This window comes from Shewanella rhizosphaerae, from assembly GCF_019457655.1.
In the GTDB taxonomy this organism is placed as follows: Bacteria; Pseudomonadota; Gammaproteobacteria; order Enterobacterales; family Shewanellaceae; genus Shewanella; species Shewanella loihica.
In genome coordinates this window covers 1,903,857-1,922,213 of the sequence record NZ_CP080420.1, presented here as the reverse complement: position 1 = coordinate 1,922,213, position 18,357 = coordinate 1,903,857, and the positions used below count along the sequence as shown (strand labels likewise).

Sequence of the window (18,357 nt, the reverse complement as noted above, 5' to 3'; positions counted from 1 at the left end):
CGAGCGGAAAAACCGTCCAAGCCACGCAGTGGCTGATGCAACATGCGCTTGTTATGAGTTGACACTTGCGACTTGCTCCATTGCATAGAAATAGTGGGTTTTATTTGCGGGACCGCGATAGACACCCTCGAAGCCAAGGAGGTTAAGCGACATCCCAGAAATTTCCCAAGCCATATCTTCATCAATTTCGGCCATATCATTGCCGAACATTTCGAAGCCAGTGATAGCTTCTAATTCTTTTAACTTTGCGGCTTTACCTCTAAGGCCTTGAGGAAAAGCTTCGTTGGCCCAGCCCCACATCCACGTTCCGTTTTCAGTGTTAAAGCTACCAATCGGGATAATCTTGGCTTTTACCAATACCTTATCGTTCTTTATGAGATATAACTCTTCTTTCTCGAAGTCGTGCTCGAACTTGTCGAAAGAGCCGAAGCCAAATGTATCGATAAGGTGCTGCTGCTTTCTTTCTAGCTCATCGAAGCAGGTGTCGATATATGTTTGGAATTCTTCGTCATTCATTTCTTGGTGACTCATAACATTTTATTAGTGCGCATGCGCATTTACCTCGTTGGACCAGTGAAAACGCGCACAGTTAACTATCTGTATACAATGAACTTATCAGCATTTTGCTAAATATACCATCTAGAAAAACGCGCATGCGCGTTTTCCAAACCTATTATCTCAAATCGTGAATACATAACTGATTGATAAAAATAAGTTATATGAAACATCAGGTGTACAAACGCGCGATGGGGCAAAATCAAATCAGCTTTTTCATTCCCTCTGCAACACCAAACACGGCCAAATCGAAGAGACATCGATACGGGTGTAGATGCATCTGCGGACGTCGATGGCAGGGATGCCATCGTCGAGCCTCCACGGACGGATGCACTGCGTGTAGCAGATGTATCTGCACATAAGCGAGCCGCAGGCTATTAGTAACAGTAATGGATTGACCATCAACAACCTATCAAACTCATTCCTAGGTTGGAATCATAACTATTTAGAATCTGCACCGTTGGTCGCTCTATCACATCTGACAACAACCTTGATTAACGGGCATTCAGTTAAGCCCCTCCCTTTTTATCTTCCCCCCGTTAACTGATACACTCGTCACAAATTCACGAAGAGTCGGCGCTGCGGCGTATGACTCCAACGCAATTGAGAGTGTCATGCAAGGAACCTTGAGAAAAATGCGCACCAGGCTCGATGAGCAGGGCCTGGCCAGTTATCACCTGCTAGTGGGCGACAATGAAGTCGAACTTAACCCTTTAATCGGTAGCAGTATCAAACTGGTCCATACCGGTAATATTTTCTGCTGTAATTGCGGCAAGAAGACCAAGAAGAGCTACTCCCAGGGCCACTGCTTCGTCTGTATGAAGAAGCTAGCGAGCTGTGACATGTGCATCATGAAACCCGAGACCTGCCATTTTGCCGAGGGCACCTGCCGCGAGCCAGAGTGGGGCGAGGCCAACTGTTTCGTGCCCCATTATGTCTACCTCTCCAACACCTCGGGACTCAAGGTGGGGATCACCCGTCATACCCAGCTGCCGACCCGCTGGATAGATCAGGGCGCCACCCAAGGCCTGCCTATCCTTAAGGTCTCCAGCCGTCAACTCTCAGGCCTTATCGAGGTAGAGCTGGCCAAGATGATCGCCGATAAGACCAACTGGCGCGCCATGCTGAAAGGTAATGCCGAGCCTTTACCGCTCAAGCAACACGCCCAAGAACTGCTGCCGCAGATTGAGCAGCACATTCACAGCCTGGCGATGGCCCATGGCGAATACGCCATCGAGCGGTTGAATGAAGAGATAGTCGCCATCGACTATCCGGTGAGCGAGTTCCCCACCAAGATAGCCTCTCACAACTTCGATAAGGATCCGGTTGTAAGCGGCACCCTCTTGGGGATCAAGGGACAATACCTGATCTTCGACACAGGAGTGATCAACCTGCGTAAATTTACCGCCTACGAGGTCAGCTTCGAGGCCGAATGACCTGAGATTTCGTGACTAAGATGCCCGCGCCAGCATATCCTCGCCTGCATATCTAAGTTATGCAGGCATTTTCATCGCCAACTAATGTAAATTTTGCTATAAGCTGTAATGCAGTTTCTTCACGCAAATTCAGGGGGTTAAAGCGCCGCTTGAAACAAAGTCATTTTGAGCACTGCCGTCCCCTTTCCCACAGCTAACACTTCCGCCAAAGCAACAGCAAACAGCCAAATCAAATCGCGACGGCAAACGTGATTCCAAACACGAGCCTAGCCGACACAAAAATGTAACATATGTAAATCCCGAGCAAACTTAAATGATAATCTATATCATTCGCATCAAATTATTGTTCAGCCTTTTTTCGTACTTAACCTTAGGATAATTTGATGCCCGCTCACCTTCCTTTAAAGAGATCACCTTTGGCCCTCTACACCAGCCTCTTCTGTCTAGGGCTGATGAGTCAAACGGCCGTTGCCGCCGATGCCAGCATAGAACGCATTATTGTCACGGGTAGCCGCAGCGCCGAAAGCATAGAGGAAGTACCCTCTTCGGTGACCCTGATCGACAACAAGACCCTGGCGCAGGATATGTTGATCACCTCTGAACTGCAGAACATGCTGGCGTTTCGCGTGCCGGGCATGGCCCCCAGCACAGGCACCTCGAGTAATGCCGGTCAGACACTGCGTGGCCGAAAGGCGCTGGTGATGATCGACGCCGTACCTCAGTCTACCCCGCTGAGAAACGGCAGCCTGGGCATTCGCTCTATCGATCCCAGCGCGATTGAGCGTATCGAGGTGATCAAGGGTGCAACTTCTATCTATGGCAACGGCGCCTCGGGCGGGATCATCAACTACATCACCAAGACCCCAAGCAGCGATGCCAAGGCCAGCGTAGAGCTGGGCGCCTCGAGTAAATTCAGTGCGGTCAAATTTGAAGACAGCGCAGGTTACCGCTACCACGCCAGCGTGGACGGTACCCTGGATAAGTTCAGCTATGTGGTCAGCGCCGCCGAGGAGGAGACAGGGCTCGAATATGACGCCGAGGGCGATATCATAGGCTTGATCTACGGCCTGTCGGAAACCAAGTCGCAAAACCTGTTCACTAAGCTGGCCTATGAGTTTGACAGCGAGAAGCAGGTGCAGCTGACCTACAACTACTATGAGGCGCAACAAAACGCAGATCTCATGGATGTTACCGGCAGCGTCAACAGCGGCGAGAAAACCTACGCCATCAAGAGCAGCGAGCCTAAGCCGGGCGTACCACAGGGGCCGCGAGGCAACCACAACCTGATGCTGAAATACACAGATCAGGAGATCTTCAACCAGACGCAGCTCACCTTGGACGCCTACTACCAGAAGATCGAAAACATGTTCTTCTACTCTGCCGCGCTGGCCAACCCCAGCGAAGGCTATGATGGCGGCCAATCGCTGATCCGCTCAGAGAAGCGCGGCCTGCGAGTTAACCTCAACAGCTACGCCGATTGGGACAATGTGTCGGCCAGCTTCATCTATGGTATCGATGCCCTGAACGATGTCAGCTCGCAGCCGCTAAACGATGGCCGCATCTGGGTGCCCGAGATGGACATGAGCAACCTGGCGGGTTATCTACAAACCAAGTTGACCATTCATGATGACTGGATTGTCAAAGCCGGCGTGCGCCACGACAGAGTCGATATCGCCATAGACGATTACAAGACCCTCAAGGTGTGCCGCAGCGCCGACACCTGCTCTGTGCCGTTCGACGTTAAGGGCGGCGAGCTTAACTTCACCTCCACCACCTATAACCTGGGCCTGCGCTATCAGCTAGATGAAGCCTTTAGCCCGTTTGCCAGCTTCTCGCAGGGGGCAGACATCTCAGATCTTGGCCGCCTGCTGCGTACCGCCACGGTTAATGATATCTCGCTGATCCAGACAGAGGCGTCGATCGTCGACAACTATGAGGTGGGCTTCTCGGGCCACTATGACAAGCTAAGCTATGAGCTGGCGGCGTATCGCAGCACCTCAGAGCTAGGCACCAGCAACGCCTATGACGCCGCGACCGGGGTTTACATGCCGGTGCGCGCGCCGCAGAAGATCTGGGGCTATGAGGCGCAGCTGGCCTACCAATGGCAGGATAATCTGGCCACAGACATGAGCTACAGCTGGGTCGAGGGTAAAGACACTGAGAAGGATATCTACCTGGATGGCCAGGTGATCTCGGCGCCTAAGTTTACCGCCTCTATCAACTGGCAGCCGATCGACGATGCCAACATCGCCATCAACTACCTGTATGTGGGCGATCGTAAGCGCTTCGAGACGGTCGATGGCCAGTATGTGGGCGCCCAAGGGCCGGTGAGTCACTACAACCTGGTGAACCTCAGCAGCAGCTATCAATTGGATAACTGGCAGTTCAGCCTAGGGGTCGAGAACCTGTTGAATGAAGATTACTACTCGGCGCGTTCACAGGCCTTTACCTATGCGGGCTACAACACCAAGGGCCTTGGCACCACCATCAACCTTGGCGTGAAGACACGTTTCTAACCGATACAAGAGCGCCGCCCAGTTACCCGGCGGCGCTTTTTTCCGACTCGTGCGTTAGAGAGTTAGTAAGAATGTGTTAGCAAGAGTGTGTTAGTGAACATATGAGAGCGTACGCTAATGTCTGTATTTCCTTACGTGTTAGTAGCTTAGTGTTAGTAGCTTAGCTTGCTCACAACACTAGTCTTTGTCGCTCGCTTGCTCTTTATCGCTCGCTTTTTCCTTGCCTAGCACAGTGATCTTGCCCTTCTTGGCAACCCCGGCCAACCCCAGCGCTTGACTGCCAACACTGTCATAAGCCAGCTCGATACGCTCAAGATGCCCCTCGCTCTTAGGCACTGTGATGGCGCGGCTCGACAGTCCTTTGGTCAAGACACCGAGATTATCCACCTTCTTCGACTCGCCATCGCTCATGAAGAGCTCGATCTGTTTTAGGTTAACCGTGCCCTGATCGCACCTGAGCTTGATACTGGCTAGGTTCTGCTCCTTGCGCCCCAGCTTCACCTTATCCACCTCGGCCTTATAATCGACCGTCTTCTGGGCTAACTCACGCCACTCGGACGCCAGCGCCCGGTTGGCCGTCAGCGGCGTTAGCAGCACCAGGCCCATCAAGAGCGAGCCTAGCAAGGGCAACGGCTTACTGCCGATAACCCGTGAGAGATGATGTTTAAAAGATGACGACATGGCGATACTCCTTATCTGATAAATGACCTGCTATGAGGCCTGGGACCAACTTCACCGCTGCTTGGTGCGTTCACGTTTACTGCACTCGATTTAGTGAACACGCAGGCCGGTAATAATCCAACTAACTTCGGGTAAAGCTTAATCTTCTAGTAAAGCTTAATCTTCTAGTAAAGCTTAATCCTTCCTACTAAGCCCCATTAACCCTAAAAAACCTTAGTAAATCCTATCGGCTTCGGCCAATCAGATGACTATAAGGGTGTGCGAACACTGCCTAACGAGCTTCTGGCTAACAAGATTCTGGCTAAGACTGATTAAGGGGTTTGCGGCAACTCGCTGAGCATCTTATTGATCACCCGAGTAAGCCTCTCGTCGGCCTGCTGCGCCGCCAGGGTGCTGTCTTGATTTAACGGGGTAAATCCCTGGGCTAACACCCGCCAGCTAGGCTCAATCAATCTAGGGTCGAACACCAGAAGCAACACAGAGCCTTTCTCGAAGCGGCGCATGTCCACCCCTTGGGCCGAGACACCCGGCACTAGCCCGACTTTCTGCAGGATCTCACCATCGCTCATGGTATCGCCGAGGGCCACGCCATAGCCGATCAAGAGATCTGGCGAATCCGATGCAGGCACCTGTCGATAGCCCTTGGCCTGCATCACGGCGGTGATTGCGCCGCGCATGCGGGATTTTAGCTGTTCAGGCTTCACCTCTTCCCCCACATTGAGTAGCTCGAAATCTGGGTGCAGGGCAAACGCCTGTCCATCTTGGGTAGCTTGCCCCTGGATGAAGCTTAAATCACCGCTGGCCACCAGGGTCAGACGATCCTCGGGCGCCATCGACAGTTGCAGCGGCTCCTCCTGAGTCACGCTGCAGGCGGTCACGCTGGTTAACAGCAACAGGCCCAAGCCCATTTTTAGCCCCAAGTTCAGGCCCAAGTTCAGCCTCAGTTTTAACAAGCTAGATTTCATTACGGCTCCTCGTCCTTATTAGGAATCGTCCTTCACAGAGATAGTCGGATTGGACCAAGTATCGGATTGGACAAAGTATAAGCGAAAGATCATGAACCTAGCCTGACAAAACCTTAACAATCATCTTGCTAGGTGATACGACGACGGCCAAAACCAATGACCAAAGCCCGCAGCCATAAGAAAAGATGAGAGATGATGAGAGAAGATGAGCGAATAAGAACCTGAGCGAGACAGATAAAAAAACGCCGGCAAGATACCGACGTTTTTAGCTTAAAGACACTGAGGGCAACTTAGTACAACTTAGTAAAACGCTAAGTGCCTAGTTGCTCTCCAGGGTAACCACCAAACTGGCGCCACTGCTTGAGGGCGCGCCATCGGCGCTGACATAGAACCAGCCTTCGGCAGGTGAAACGACGCGGATCTGCTCACCGTTACCGACGTTTTCCGACTTGAACTGATAAGCCGTCGGGCTCGCCCAAGTCACCGCGTTGGCGTAGAGATTCAGGTCACCGCTACCATGGGCCGTGTTGATCTCTATGGCCGCTGTATTGGCCGGCACATAGAAGTAGTAGCTGGAATGGCCGTCGGCCACACACACCGCCTGACCAAACTCCACCCCGCCATAGCTATAAGGGCTTTGGCTTAGGCAGGCATCCGCTACCTGAGGCGAACCGTTATCCGGCGCAGTGCCGGCGCTCTGGCTGATCTTGAGGCTCACGCCCTCAAATGGCGTCACGGCTACCGTCGAGAGATAGACCCAACCGCGGTTGGCGACCACGCTGATTGACTCCTCGTTACCGCTGTTTTGCGACTTCACCTCATAGTCGCTCGGGCTCGCCCAAGTCTGCTGGTTAAAGTAGATATCCAGATCGCCCTCACCGCCCGTAGTGGTGATATAGAGCTGAGTATTGTCCTGCTCGACATAGGTGTAGTAGTAGTTCAGCCCCGTGCCTGCCACACACTCGGCCTGCTCCTGGGTTATATTGCCGTCGCTGATGGTTGCGGCGCCGCAGTTCCCCGTCTGCCCACCACCATTGGCCGCATCGGCGTTATCGCCGATACCGTTACCATTCTCGTCCGCCCACTCGGTCGGATCGTTGGGGAAGGCATCTTCGCTGTCGATCACGCCGTCGCCATCGCTGTCGACCGGGGTGACTATGCCACCATCGAGCGGCGTATCGTTACTACTCACCGTCAGCAGCCAGCTGTTCCACTCTGCGTCATAGTTTGTGCCGATAGTGTTATTTATATAGCTGAGCCAGGCCGAGGTATCACCGGCGCGGGCGTGAACTAACAGCGCGTCCACATCGCTTCTGTGCTGCTCGAACAGGAAGCGCACCGCCAGATAGCCCCAGCGATAGACCCTGTCGGTACCGCTGTCATAGGTGTTAGACAAGATCTCGCTCAGGCTAAATTCCTGGCTGCGGCCGATATCGACCGCCTCATCGTAGCGATTCTGATGGGAGATATATTCGGCGAGGCCCTCGGCCCACCACACAGACTTACCCGTGTCGACATCGAAGTAGTTAAAGGCGCCGTAAAGATTGAAGCGACCATCTAAGTAGTGCACATATTCGTGTCTCAGGTTCCACACCAGGATGTCGTCGGTCCAAGTGGCCTCGTGGGCGATGAAACGTGCCTGGTTGTCGGGAGCCGACGGCGTGCCTTCCAGGTACATGCCGCCGTTGTCTGTGTTGATACCGAAGATGATACCGGCGTAGACGTCATAGTCGTCATAGCTATCGAAGATATTGACCTGCAGATCTTCGTTGTAGTCGTCCGCCACTGGCTCGCCGCCGGTTGCCAGTATCTGATGGAACAGCCCCTCTTCCTCACCCATGAGATCGCAAGAGGCCTGCAGCTCCTGATCCGTCAGCTGCTGAGCGCGGATCTTTATGGTGTCCGAGCAGCTGTAGTGAATAGCAAGCACGCTGGCTTCCACCTCATCTTCCCAGCCGCAGATGCCGAAGCTGTCGCACTGGCCAGGGTTGTAGTAATCCAGATAACCGGCCGCATCCACCCACTGCTTAGACAGACGGTTAAACTTGGCCATATATTGCTGCACGCCGCCGTTGAGGGCCGTTTTCAGGCTGTCCGGCAATTTCCAGTAGGCCTGATACTCGTAGAAACGGCCAAACTCGTGAAAGGCATCCGAGGACTCGAAGGCATACTCTGAGTTGATGATGTAGTCCGAGGTCGCCACCTTAAGCAAGGCGGCGCGCAGGGCATCATACTCCATCGACGCCTTGGTATATTTTTCATCCCAGTTGCCGCGATACAGGGTGGTCAGCGCCTTGGTCAGCGCACTTCTGTGGTACCAGGAGGACAGATGCTGCTCGCTAAACTGATTCAGATAATCGGTTATCACGGCCACCGAATCATAGTAGTTGTAGGAGCTGTCCCAGGCGATGAAATACTCCTGCAGTGTGTTGCCCTGCATGTCGCTCAGGCTGTTAAAGGTCGGGTTCTTGGCATATTCCAGTAGCAGCTCACGCATGGCATCGCTGGCACGGCTGTCACCATAGCTGAGATCATCGTTGTAATACTCTATGTAGAAGGCGCCGCGCAGGAAGTAGAACAGGTTAAACAGCTCGCCGCCGGTACTGCTGTCGTAACTTGCAGCCGTTGCCTTGGCCAGATTCGCCACGGCCACCACGTTGTCGGCCTGATACACCTTGACCGCGGTGGCATCGTTGCGAGAATAGAGCTCGGAGATACAGGAAAACTCAGCCTGGCGAACGAAATCGTACAGCGCCTGGCCACTGAGGCTGTCGAACTGGCTGTAACCGTTACAGGCATCCGCCTCGGCCGCAGGCCCGGTCGCACCTTGATTGCCCTTCATGCCCGGCAGCGCCGATTGCCCCTTGCTCCCCTTCTCCAATTTGCTACCACGCTTCTCAGGCCTCACGCCTTCGCCCTCTTGCGCATCACGTGCCCCTATGGGCTTGCGCGCAGACTTGTCGAATCGAGAACTCGCTGCGGCCTTGTCGGCAGACGGCTTCATCTTCTGGGCAGGTGCCAGCTGGGTTGGCGGCGCGGCTTTTAGCGAGAGTGGGCCCTTTACATCCTTTGCCGGCATGCCTTGTGCCTGAACAGCTTGAGCGTGCAGCACCAGCGGAGTGGCCAGTAGCGAGCAGGCCAGGGCCAGCACTGTTGGGGTGAAGCGGCGAGCGCCGCCTAATGTTTTATTTGTCATATTGGTCTCCAGACCGAACGACCATTAAAGGCCGCTCATTACTCAGGTTGAATTAGCCCGGTTCGCCTTCTCTGAGGCGTTATATCGAGCGTTTAGCACATCCTTGTTAACCCAGAGTTAACAATTTATGGCAACACTGTTATATTTTATACAATATATTATTGCAAGTGCTCGGCAGGAGATTTACATTAGGAATGTGCAAATTACCACAGAGATAATCTAACAAAATTAATTTTTACAGTAAGTTATAGCGAAGTTTTGGAAATGAAAAAATTTGCTGGTCAGCAGAGACAAGCCTTGAGATCATAGCACCTCGACTAAACACCTTAGAGACACGCCGTTCATGGAACTGGTTTTCGCCATCGCCCTATTTGCCTTTTCCTCGGGGATCACCCCCGGGCCCAACAACATCATGTTGATGACCTCTGGGGTAAACTTTGGCATCCGCCTGAGCCTGCCCCATCTGGCAGGGATCTGTATCGGCTTTCCCTGCATGGTACTGGCGATAGGACTTGGGCTGAGCGCCGTGTTTCAGGCCTATCCCCTGCTGCACCTTATCATCAAGTATGTCGGCATCGCCTACCTGCTCTACCTGGCCTGGTTGATTGCCAACAGCAGCAGCCGCATGGAGGGCAAACAGACGGCAAAACCTCTCTCCTTCCTACAGGCCGCGGCCTTTCAGTGGGTCAACCCTAAGGGCTGGATCATGGCCGTCGGCGCCATTGCCACCTTTACCGTGATGGACAAGCCGCTAACGCCTCAGGTGCTCACCATCGCCAGCGTCTTCTTCAGCGTCGCCCTGCCCTGCGCCCTAGTGTGGCTCGGCTTCGGCGTGGCGCTCAAGCGGCTACTTAAGCATCAGGGTCAGCAAAAAGCCTTTAACATCGCCATGGCGCTCTTGCTTGTGGCCTCCATCATCCCTATGATCGCTCCTCAATAACCCACACAAAAACCGCATCATAGGGAGCAGCCGTGGCAGCGACTGAGCGCAATCACAACGCCGAAGAAAGAGGCATCGCCTTAGCCACCCAGAATTGGGTCGAGAAGGTGATCATGAAGTACAACATCTGCCCCTTCGCCCGCCGGGAAGTGGAGCGCAACAGCATACGCTACAGGGTGGTGGAGCAACATCAGTTGGAAGCCGTATTAAACGCGCTGATCGACGAGTGCCACTACCTCGAGGAGCACCCGCAAACCGAGACTACCCTGTTTATCCTGCCGCGAGGTTTCGAAGGCTTTTATCACTATCTGGATCTGGTGGATATCGCCAACGCGCTGCTGATCGATCAAGGCTTTGAGGGGGTGTTTCAACTGGCCAGCTTCCACCCCGACTACTGCTTCGAGGGCGAGCCACAAGACAGCGCCGCCAACTACACCAATCGCGCCCCCTATCCCACCTTGCACATCATACGTGAAGCAAGCATGGAGCGCGCCTTAACCGACTATGAGGATCCCGAGTCGATCCCCGAGCGCAACATCGCCTTTGCCGAGCGTAAGGGTGAGGCCTTCTTCGTCAAGCTGTTGCAAAACTGCAAGCAAGACGACTGACCCAAGCGCAAAAAACAAGAGGGAGAGACAGATGGCAAGCAAATATTATGTGGTGTGGGCAGGACGCGAGACCGGCATCTTTACCAGTTGGCCCCAGACCAAGGCTCTGGTCGATGGCTTTGCCGGCGCGCGTTATAAATCGTTTAAGACCCAGGCCGAAGCCGAGGCCGCCTTTGGCGCTGGCAAAACAGGCAAAATCGCTAGCAGCAAGGCTAAGCCGGCGCCATCGAAGCCAAACAAGCCCGCCGTTAGTGAGCAGCCAGACAGCGATATCGATATCTATACCGATGGCGGCTGCGAGCCTAACCCAGGTGAGGCGGGTTCTGGCCTGGCGCTCTATAAAAGAGGCGAGTTGGCCGAGCTCTGGTACGGGCTCTACAACCCCAATGGCACCAACAACACAGCCGAGTTAAATGCCCTACATCAGGCGCTCTTGATGGCGGGGCAATACCTTGAGCAGGGGCTTAGCGTGCATATTCACAGCGACTCCCAATATGCCATCAAGTGTATCTCCCTATGGTCCTATGGATGGAAGGCTAATGGCTGGCGCCGTAAGACGGGGGAGATAGCGAACTTAAGCGTGATCCAGGAGGCCCATGAGCTGTACGATAGCCTGAAGGATAAGCTAAAACTCAGCCATGTGGCGGCGCATGTTGGAATTGAGGGCAACGAGCTGGCCGATCGCATGTCTATCTACACCATAGAGAGCAAGGAAACCCGCTTTAGCCGCTATCAGCAGCCGTTGGATGTTCCTGCCCTGTTGGCGATGCGGGCAGGATAAACTTTTACCATCACTTTTATACAGAGAGTTAGATTAGCCGCGTTAAATCACTATCACGCAGTCGCGGCCGCTCTCCTTGGCGCGGTAGAGGGCCTGATCGGCGTGGTTGAACAGGCAATCTTGCTTGTCGTCCTGACAATAGACTGACACACCGGCGCTTAAAGTTATGGCCACGGGGAAATCTATCCCTTGGCTGCGGCGCTTCACCTCTTGCCTCAGCTTGTCGGCAAAATGCTTGGCGCCCTCTTTGTCTGTATCTTCCAGGATGATCACAAACTCCTCGCCTCCCCAGCGGCCAACGAAGTCTGTCTTACGTATGGCGTCGCTGAAGATCTTAGCCACCCGCTGCAACACATCGTCGCCCACCAGATGGCCATGTTTATCGTTGACCGCCTTGAAGTGATCGATATCGAAGATACACACCGCAAGCGGGGTCTGCTGACGATTGCTGCGGCTGATGGCCGCCGCCAGCTGGCGGTTGATGGCGCGCCGGTTGGCGACCTTTGTCAGGGGATCGGTATTGGCCTGGGACTTGTACTGCATCTCGTCGCTGAGATCTTTGATCACCACTATGCTGTGCTTCTCATCCCCCACCCCATAGGTGGCAATAGAGATGCTGGCGGGAAACACGTCGCCGTTAAGCTTCTTGCCATAGAAGATGGTGTTGCGCTGAGACATGGGCTGCACCCGATCGGATTTTTGAAACTCGAGGCGCAGCTTCTTGTGCTTCTCCTTGGTGGCGCTGGGCACCAGGTCGTCGACATTGATCTTGTTGAGCGCCCGCTCGGAGAAGCCAAATAGGCGCATGGTCTCACGATTGGCGGAGATGATGGTGCCGTGTTCGTTCACCGAGAAGATGGCGTTGGGGGCGCAGCGGAAGATCACCTCGAGATCCTTAAGCTTGATCGCCAGGCGCTTATTCACATAACGGATAAAGCTAAATACTAAGATGCTGACCAGCACCAGGGCGCAGAGGATCACCAGCAGCATATGATTCACCCGCTGATGGGCGCTGCCTGCCTGCTCGAACAGGCTGTTAGGGCTCTGGGCATGGCTTGAAAGTATGGCCTCTATCGCCTCGATGGCTGGGGTATCATCGACGCGAACCACCCGGTCGATATCCGCCACCGACTGCTTCTCCTCCAGCATCTGCCTAAGCTTAGGCAGGTTATGGCGATATTGGCTGACCACAGACTGGATCGCACGCACCTCGGCGGTATGTTCGGGCGCTCGTTGCAGGTATTTCTGCAGCGAGTCCAACCCCAGCTCTATCTCGGTTTCCGCCCGCCTGAGATAGCTCAAATCCTGGCGGATCACCGCATTCTTAAAGTCGTGGATAAAGCCGCCGTAACCTAGGGCTACCATGGCGTCGTTGAAATAGGCGGTCTTCTCCAGCGCCTCATAGGTATGGCGTTTCCAGTCGCGCTGAGACTGATCTATGCTGGCCATCAGGATAGAGAAGGCCCCCACCAGAAAGACGACATATAAGATGGCCAGACTATAGATTTTGAACGGCTTAAATGGGTGGTGCATTCACTCTTCATCCTTTTGCCGAGCGGCCTGCGCTGACGAGCCCATGGGTAAGGGGCGACTTCAACCAAGTCCAGTTAAAGTCCAGCTATAGACCTTTATGCCAAATCGCTCACCCGTGACCAAATCAAAAGTATAGCCTATACCAATCTAGCCTACTGAAATTACGCACAAAAGTTGTATCTTGCCCTAGCCATAAAGGATGATCTAATCCAGCGCCGCGCGCTGCTGCCGCTCCAGGCGTTTGTGCATCAGGGCGATCAGTTTACCCACAAGCACTATGATCAGGGCGCCGGACAACACGGGGGAAACCAGAAAACTCCAATCCTGCCCCGTTAACATCACCAACAGCGGAGTGGCGCCCGCCGGTGGATGGGTCGTCTTGGTGAGCAGCATGCCGCTGACCGCGAGCCCGGTCGCAATCGCCAGGGTCAACGGGCTCACCCCGACATAGTGAACGAAATAGAGGCCGATCGCGCAGGTCAGCAGATGACCGAAGATCACGTTCTTCGGCTGGGCCAAGGGGCTGTCCGGGACCCCAAACACCAATACCGCGGTAGCGCCGAAAGGCACCATGAGCAGCACTATGTCCGACTGCAGGGTTTCTGCAAAGGATAACAGGCCGATGGCCAAGGCGGCCCCCAGGCCAGAGATTAACGCAAATGCCAGTTTATTCATCTTGATCTCTTAACTCCCTTTTATAGACAAGCCTGATGTTGGCAAGCCTTGTGTAGACAAGTCTGTCTACCCGCAAGAGTAGACAACTTGGTCTACCGATGTCAAGATATAAAAAAAGCGAGGCTAAGATGACAGATAAGAGACAGTTGCTAATCGATACCGCCCTCTCCCTCTTTACCGAGCGGGGCATCAATCTTGTGGGGATCAACGAGGTGCTTAAGGTCTCCGGAGTCGCCAAGAAGACCCTGTATCATCACTTCAGCAGCAAGGAAGCCCTGATAGTGGCGGTGCTCGAAACCCGTCACCAGATCTTCATCCACTGGCTGGAGGAGCGCCTTAAGCCAGCTCAGGACGATCTCGGCGTGATCGATGCACTGTTTAGCGCGCTGGATGACTGGTTTAACGACCGGGTACCCGAGCTGAGTCAGTTTCACGGTTGCCTGTTTATCAACTCCGCCATCGAATGTGGCGACTGCCGCTGTCAAGTATCGCGCTTCGCCAAGTTCCATAAACAGGCGGTTCGAGACTTGATTGGCAAGCACCTCCATCAGCCAAACGAAGCCCTGTTAGACCTTATCTGCCTGATGAAAGAGGGCGCCATCGTTTCGGCCATGGTGAGCCAGGATAAGGGCGCCGCCCTTCGCAGCCAGACCCTGCTGCAACGTCTTGCACCCAGCCTCATCTAAGGCAAAAAGAGTATCAGGAAAAGATAGGTCTTGCGCTGGGCTTATGAGACAATCGCGCCATGAAAATTTATCGTAAATTACATAAGGCCCCCTTCAGGGTGCTGCGCATCAGTCGTCGCCGCTTCGGTCTACGTTTAAAACGTGACATGTTGGTGCTCAAAGATGCCCTGGCCCAGGAGAAACAGGAGACCAAGGATATGCTGGTCGCCTATGGTCGTTACACCCGCAAGCAGGCCAGCAAGGAAGAGCTACGGCTGGCAAACCAGCAGCTGGCGGATCTGATCAAAGGCCTGGGCCTTGGGGTGTTTGCCGTGCTGCCCTTTGCCCCCATCACCATTCCTGTGGTGGTGAAACTGGGTAAGTTGGTCGGCGTCGAGGTGCTGCCCAGCTCCTTCAATAATCTCTCCGAGCGCAAGGCCCAGCTGAGCCGTGAAGCCCGTGCCAATAAGCGCGCCCTGGACGCTGTCGAAAAAGCCAGCAATGAATGATGCGCCGCTTTCACCCCGAGGGGCTGACATGCTAATCTAAGTTGAATTTTGACCTCAACAAGATGATGCCCAATGACTCAACTACTCCTCTCTGGTTCCGAAGGGATCCCACTGACGCTACTCGCGGCAAATGACTATAACGATTGGCTAAACGGCCAGGATAAACCGGTTCAAAACTGGCTAGGCAGCACCCAATACAAGGGCAAGGGCCTCAGCCTGATCCCAGGCACTGACGGCAGCCTCAGCCAGGTGCTTTATGTGAGCGACGACAAAGACTCCCACTGGGTGTGTGGCGATCTGGTTAACGAACTACCGGCCGGCCAATACCTGCTGGAGGCCGATGCCCAGACCTGTAAGCTGGCGGCCTTTAGCTGGGCCTTAGGTGCCTACAAGTTTGACCGTTATAAGGCCAATGACAAGGTCTACCCTCAGCTGGTGCTCCGCGATGCCGAGCTGGTTGAGCAGACTCTCAAGATGGCGCGCTCTGTCTCTATCGTGCGCGATCTGGTCAACACCCCTGCCGCTGACATGATGCCTCAGCACTTGGGCGAGACCATGGAGTCACTGGCAGTAGAATTCGGCGCCAAGGTCACTCAGATCGTCGGTGACGACCTGCTGACCCACAACTACCCCACTATTCACATGGTTGGCCGCGCCAGCCATAATGCGCCGCGCCTGATCGATCTCACCTGGGGCGATGAAGACGCGCCTAAGGTCACCCTGGTGGGTAAAGGGGTCTGTTTCGACTCGGGCGGACTGGATCTTAAGCCTGGCGCCGGCATGCGCCTGATGAAGAAAGATATGGGCGGCGCCGCTCATGTTATCGGCCTGGCCCATCAGATCATGGCCGCCGAGCTGCCGGTACGCCTGCGCGTATTGGTGCCAGCGGTGGAAAACGCCGTTTCGGCCAATGCCTTCCGCCCGGGTGATGTGATCACCACCCGCAAGGGCCTCACGGTTGAGATTGACAACACGGACGCCGAAGGCCGTCTGGTGCTGTGTGATGCCTTGGCCGAAGCCAACAGCGACAAGCCTGAGCTGCTGATCGATTTCGCTACCCTTACAGGTGCCATGCGCATCGCCCTGGGCACTGAGCTGCCAGGCTTCTTCAGCAACGACGACGAAGTTGCCGCGGGCATCACGGCTTCTGGCCTGAACGTTGAAGATCCCGTGTGGCGCATGCCACTGCACAAGCCTTACTTTGACCTGACCGGCAGCGATATCGCCGACTTAGCCAACTGTGGCAAGGTGCCCTTCGGCGGCGCCATCACGGCGGCCCTCTATCTGGAAGCCTTCGTCGATGAGGAGATCAGCTGGACCCACTTCGACGTCATGGCCTGGAATACCCGCAAGCTACCGGGTCGCCCTATCGGCGGCGAAGCCTTCGGCATTCGCGCCGTGTTCGACTATCTGGCAAATCGCTTCGCCAAGTAACGGCGGTTTCGTTAAACGAGAGTTAGACGTTAAAAAAGTCAGGCGATAAAAAAGTCAGGCGATAAAAAAAGCCCAAGTGTTTAAACACTTGGGCTTTTTATTAGGCAAGATACCTAATCGCTTATTCCTCTACGCCTTTGCTGCGTAGGAATTCATCATAGGTGCCCTTGAAGTCATTCACACCCTGTGGGGTGATCTCTATGATGCGGGTGGCCAGTGACGATACGAAGGCGCGGTCGTGACTGACGAAGATCAGGGTGCCTTCATACATCTCCAGCGCGTTGTTGAGCGACTCAATAGATTCCATATCCAAGTGGTTGGTCGGCTCATCCATCACCAGAATGTTAGGCTTTTGCATGATCAGCTTACCAAACAGCATACGGCCCTTCTCACCACCCGAGAGTACACGTACCGACTTTTTGATGTCGTCAGAGCTGAACAGCATACGACCGAGGTAACCACGCACGCTCTGATCGTCATCTTCAGGTTTACGCCACTGACTCATCCAATCAAACAGTGTCATGTCGTTTTCGAAATCTGATTCATGATCCTGTGCGTAGTAGCCGATGGCCGAGTTTTCAGACCACTGGATAGTCCCTGTATCTTGCGGGATATCGTGGATCAGGGTACGCAGCATGGTGGTCTTACCCACACCGTTCTCACCCAGTACCGCAATGCGCTCGCCCACTTCGGCGATCAGGTTAAAGTCTTTGAACAGTGGGCCGTCGTCATAACCCTTAGACAGCTCCTCAACCACCAAGGCGTTACGGAACAGCTTCTTCTCCTGCTCGAAACGGATGAAGGGGTTGACGCGGCTTGAGGCCTTAACCTCTTCCAGCTTGATCTTCTCGATCTGCTTGGCACGAGAGGTCGCCTGCTTCGCCTTAGAGGCGTTGGCCGAGAAACGCGCCACGAAGCCTTGTAGCTCGGCGATCTGCGCCTTCTTCTTGGCGTTATCAGACAGTAGACGCTCACGCGCCTGGCTCGCTGCCGTCATGTATTCATCATAGTTACCCGGATAAACACGCAGCTCACCATAGTCGAGATCCGCCATATGGGTACAGACAGAGTTGAGGAAGTATCTGTCGTGTGAGATGATGATCATTGTGCTGTTACGCTGGTTAAGCATCTCTTGCAACCAGCGGATGGTGTCGATATCCAAGTTGTTGGTGGGTTCGTCGAGCAACAGTACATCTGGATCGCTAAACAGCGCCTGGGCCAGCAGCACACGCAGCTTGAAACCTGGAGCGATTTCGCTCATCAGACCGAAGTGTTGCTCCAGTGGAATACCCACCCCCAGCAGCAGCTCGCCGGCGCGGCTTTCTGCGGTGTAACCGTCCATCTCGGCAAATTCCATCTCCAGCTCGGCCACCTTGATGCCATCTTCTTCGCTCATCTCAGGTAGCGAATAGATGCGGTCACGTTCTTGTTTCACCTTCCACAGCTCGGTGTGGCCCATGATCACGGTATCGACCACGTTAAACTCTTCGTAACCAAACTGGTTCTGGCTCAGCTTACCCAGACGCTCGTTCACATCCAGAGAGACGTTGCCCGATGTTGGCTCGAGTTCGCCGCCGAGGATCTTCATGAAGGTTGATTTACCACAACCGTTGGCACCGATAAGGCCGTAACGGTTACCGCCGCCAAATTTTACTGAGATGTTTTCAAACAGCGGCTTAGAGCCAAACTGCATGGTAATGTTAGCTGTCGTGATCAATGTGAAATTCCGAAAATAGTAGTTAAGCGAAGTGACGCCTGTTTGAGTCTAGTAGCTTACTCAACAAACACCCTATCGGCTGCCGATGACAAGCTGATGAAAAACTGCGCTAAAGGGATATTTTAAAGCGCGCTACTATAGCCACT

The 18,357-nt window shown here is 54.2% G+C and carries 15 protein-coding genes; 8 read left to right on the top strand and 7 right to left on the bottom strand.

Going from position 1 to position 18,357, the window contains the following annotated elements:
* Positions 1-51 precede the first annotated feature (51 nt).
* Positions 52-516, bottom strand: a complete 465-nt coding sequence (locus K0I63_RS08650) for a DUF6882 domain-containing protein (protein WP_220083153.1) — start codon at positions 514-516, stop codon at positions 52-54.
* A gap of 653 nt (positions 517-1,169) precedes the next feature.
* On the opposite strand from K0I63_RS08650, the gene K0I63_RS08645 reads away from it, so the two are divergent.
* Together K0I63_RS08645 and K0I63_RS08640 are read left to right on the top strand one after the other, a co-directional pair.
* Positions 1,170-1,991, top strand: a complete 822-nt coding sequence (locus K0I63_RS08645) for a DUF2797 domain-containing protein (RefSeq protein WP_220083152.1) — start codon at positions 1,170-1,172, stop codon at positions 1,989-1,991.
* A 383-nt stretch (positions 1,992-2,374) separates the two neighbouring features.
* A complete protein-coding gene (locus tag K0I63_RS08640) occupies positions 2,375-4,507 on the top strand; it encodes a TonB-dependent receptor (protein ID WP_220083151.1) in 2,133 nt (710 codons plus the stop codon).
* 177 nt (positions 4,508-4,684) lie between these two features.
* Here the strand turns inward: K0I63_RS08640 and K0I63_RS08635 are convergent, their stop codons facing one another.
* The 3 genes from K0I63_RS08635 to K0I63_RS08625 form a co-directional block, all read right to left on the bottom strand.
* Positions 4,685-5,188 carry a DUF2541 family protein gene (locus K0I63_RS08635; protein ID WP_220083150.1) on the bottom strand — a complete coding sequence of 168 codons (504 nt, stop codon included), beginning with the start codon at positions 5,186-5,188 and terminating at the stop codon, positions 4,685-4,687.
* A 311-nt stretch (positions 5,189-5,499) separates the two neighbouring features.
* Positions 5,500-6,153 carry a DUF4136 domain-containing protein gene (locus K0I63_RS08630; protein ID WP_220083149.1) on the bottom strand — a complete coding sequence of 218 codons (654 nt, stop codon included), beginning with the start codon at positions 6,151-6,153 and terminating at the stop codon, positions 5,500-5,502.
* A 319-nt stretch (positions 6,154-6,472) separates the two neighbouring features.
* Positions 6,473-9,349 carry a M9 family metallopeptidase gene (locus K0I63_RS08625; protein ID WP_258406974.1) on the bottom strand — a complete coding sequence of 959 codons (2,877 nt, stop codon included), beginning with the start codon at positions 9,347-9,349 and terminating at the stop codon, positions 6,473-6,475.
* Positions 9,350-9,692: 343 nt separating this feature from the next.
* On the opposite strand from K0I63_RS08625, the gene K0I63_RS08620 reads away from it, so the two are divergent.
* From K0I63_RS08620 to K0I63_RS08610, 3 genes are read left to right on the top strand one after another with little or no spacing between them, the layout of a single operon-like run.
* Positions 9,693-10,289 carry a LysE family translocator gene (locus tag K0I63_RS08620; protein ID WP_220058409.1) on the top strand — a complete coding sequence of 199 codons (597 nt, stop codon included), beginning with the start codon at positions 9,693-9,695 and terminating at the stop codon, positions 10,287-10,289.
* Positions 10,290-10,321: 32 nt separating this feature from the next.
* A complete protein-coding gene (locus K0I63_RS08615) occupies positions 10,322-10,897 on the top strand; it encodes a DUF1415 domain-containing protein (RefSeq protein ID WP_220083148.1) in 576 nt (191 codons plus the stop codon).
* A 31-nt stretch (positions 10,898-10,928) separates the two neighbouring features.
* Positions 10,929-11,678: a ribonuclease H family protein gene (locus tag K0I63_RS08610; RefSeq protein ID WP_220083147.1), complete on the top strand. Its 750-nt coding sequence runs from the start codon at positions 10,929-10,931 to the stop codon at positions 11,676-11,678.
* Positions 11,679-11,720: 42 nt separating this feature from the next.
* Here the strand turns inward: K0I63_RS08610 and K0I63_RS08605 are convergent, their stop codons facing one another.
* Both K0I63_RS08605 and K0I63_RS08600 read right to left on the bottom strand, forming a co-directional pair.
* On the bottom strand, positions 11,721-13,211 hold the full coding sequence (locus K0I63_RS08605; protein WP_220083146.1) for a sensor domain-containing diguanylate cyclase: 1,491 nt from the start codon (positions 13,209-13,211) through the stop codon (positions 11,721-11,723).
* Positions 13,212-13,415: 204 nt separating this feature from the next.
* Entirely contained in the window at positions 13,416-13,886 is a 471-nt protein-coding gene (locus K0I63_RS08600) for an HPP family protein (protein ID WP_011865479.1), read from the bottom strand.
* A gap of 128 nt (positions 13,887-14,014) precedes the next feature.
* On the opposite strand from K0I63_RS08600, the gene K0I63_RS08595 reads away from it, so the two are divergent.
* The 3 genes from K0I63_RS08595 (at position 14,015) to K0I63_RS08585 (ending at position 16,494) form a co-directional block, all read left to right on the top strand.
* A complete protein-coding gene (locus K0I63_RS08595) occupies positions 14,015-14,572 on the top strand; it encodes a TetR/AcrR family transcriptional regulator (RefSeq protein WP_220083145.1) in 558 nt (185 codons plus the stop codon).
* Positions 14,573-14,631: 59 nt separating this feature from the next.
* Positions 14,632-15,060 (top strand): LETM1 domain-containing protein, encoded by a 429-nt coding sequence (locus K0I63_RS08590; protein ID WP_011865477.1) that lies wholly within the window; start codon positions 14,632-14,634, stop codon positions 15,058-15,060.
* 72 nt (positions 15,061-15,132) lie between these two features.
* On the top strand, positions 15,133-16,494 hold the full coding sequence (locus K0I63_RS08585; RefSeq protein WP_220083144.1) for a leucyl aminopeptidase family protein: 1,362 nt from the start codon (positions 15,133-15,135) through the stop codon (positions 16,492-16,494).
* Positions 16,495-16,615: 121 nt separating this feature from the next.
* Here the strand turns inward: K0I63_RS08585 and K0I63_RS08580 are convergent, their stop codons facing one another.
* Positions 16,616-18,211, bottom strand: coding sequence for an ABC-F family ATPase (locus tag K0I63_RS08580; protein ID WP_011865475.1), 1,596 nt, complete (start codon positions 18,209-18,211; stop codon positions 16,616-16,618).
* Between the last annotated feature and the right edge of the window lie 146 nt (positions 18,212-18,357).

What these genes read in the sequence shown, in the direction of transcription:
- K0I63_RS08650 (WP_220083153.1), bottom strand. Translation starts at nt 516, where the DNA reads ATGAATGACGAAGAATTCCAAACATATATCGACACCTGCTTCGATGAG.
- K0I63_RS08620 (WP_220058409.1), top strand. Translation starts at nt 9,693, where the DNA reads ATGGAACTGGTTTTCGCCATCGCCCTATTTGCCTTTTCCTCGGGGATC.
- K0I63_RS08635 (WP_220083150.1), bottom strand. Translation starts at nt 5,188, where the DNA reads ATGTCGTCATCTTTTAAACATCATCTCTCACGGGTTATCGGCAGTAAG.
- K0I63_RS08630 (WP_220083149.1), bottom strand. Translation starts at nt 6,153, where the DNA reads ATGAAATCTAGCTTGTTAAAACTGAGGCTGAACTTGGGCCTGAACTTG.
- K0I63_RS08640 (WP_220083151.1), top strand. Translation starts at nt 2,375, where the DNA reads ATGCCCGCTCACCTTCCTTTAAAGAGATCACCTTTGGCCCTCTACACC.
- K0I63_RS08585 (WP_220083144.1), top strand. Translation starts at nt 15,133, where the DNA reads ATGACTCAACTACTCCTCTCTGGTTCCGAAGGGATCCCACTGACGCTA.
- K0I63_RS08610 (WP_220083147.1), top strand. Translation starts at nt 10,929, where the DNA reads ATGGCAAGCAAATATTATGTGGTGTGGGCAGGACGCGAGACCGGCATC.
- K0I63_RS08605 (WP_220083146.1), bottom strand. Translation starts at nt 13,211, where the DNA reads ATGCACCACCCATTTAAGCCGTTCAAAATCTATAGTCTGGCCATCTTA.
- K0I63_RS08600 (WP_011865479.1), bottom strand. Translation starts at nt 13,886, where the DNA reads ATGAATAAACTGGCATTTGCGTTAATCTCTGGCCTGGGGGCCGCCTTG.
- K0I63_RS08625 (WP_258406974.1), bottom strand. Translation starts at nt 9,349, where the DNA reads ATGACAAATAAAACATTAGGCGGCGCTCGCCGCTTCACCCCAACAGTG.
- K0I63_RS08645 (WP_220083152.1), top strand. Translation starts at nt 1,170, where the DNA reads ATGCAAGGAACCTTGAGAAAAATGCGCACCAGGCTCGATGAGCAGGGC.
- K0I63_RS08590 (WP_011865477.1), top strand. Translation starts at nt 14,632, where the DNA reads ATGAAAATTTATCGTAAATTACATAAGGCCCCCTTCAGGGTGCTGCGC.
- K0I63_RS08595 (WP_220083145.1), top strand. Translation starts at nt 14,015, where the DNA reads ATGACAGATAAGAGACAGTTGCTAATCGATACCGCCCTCTCCCTCTTT.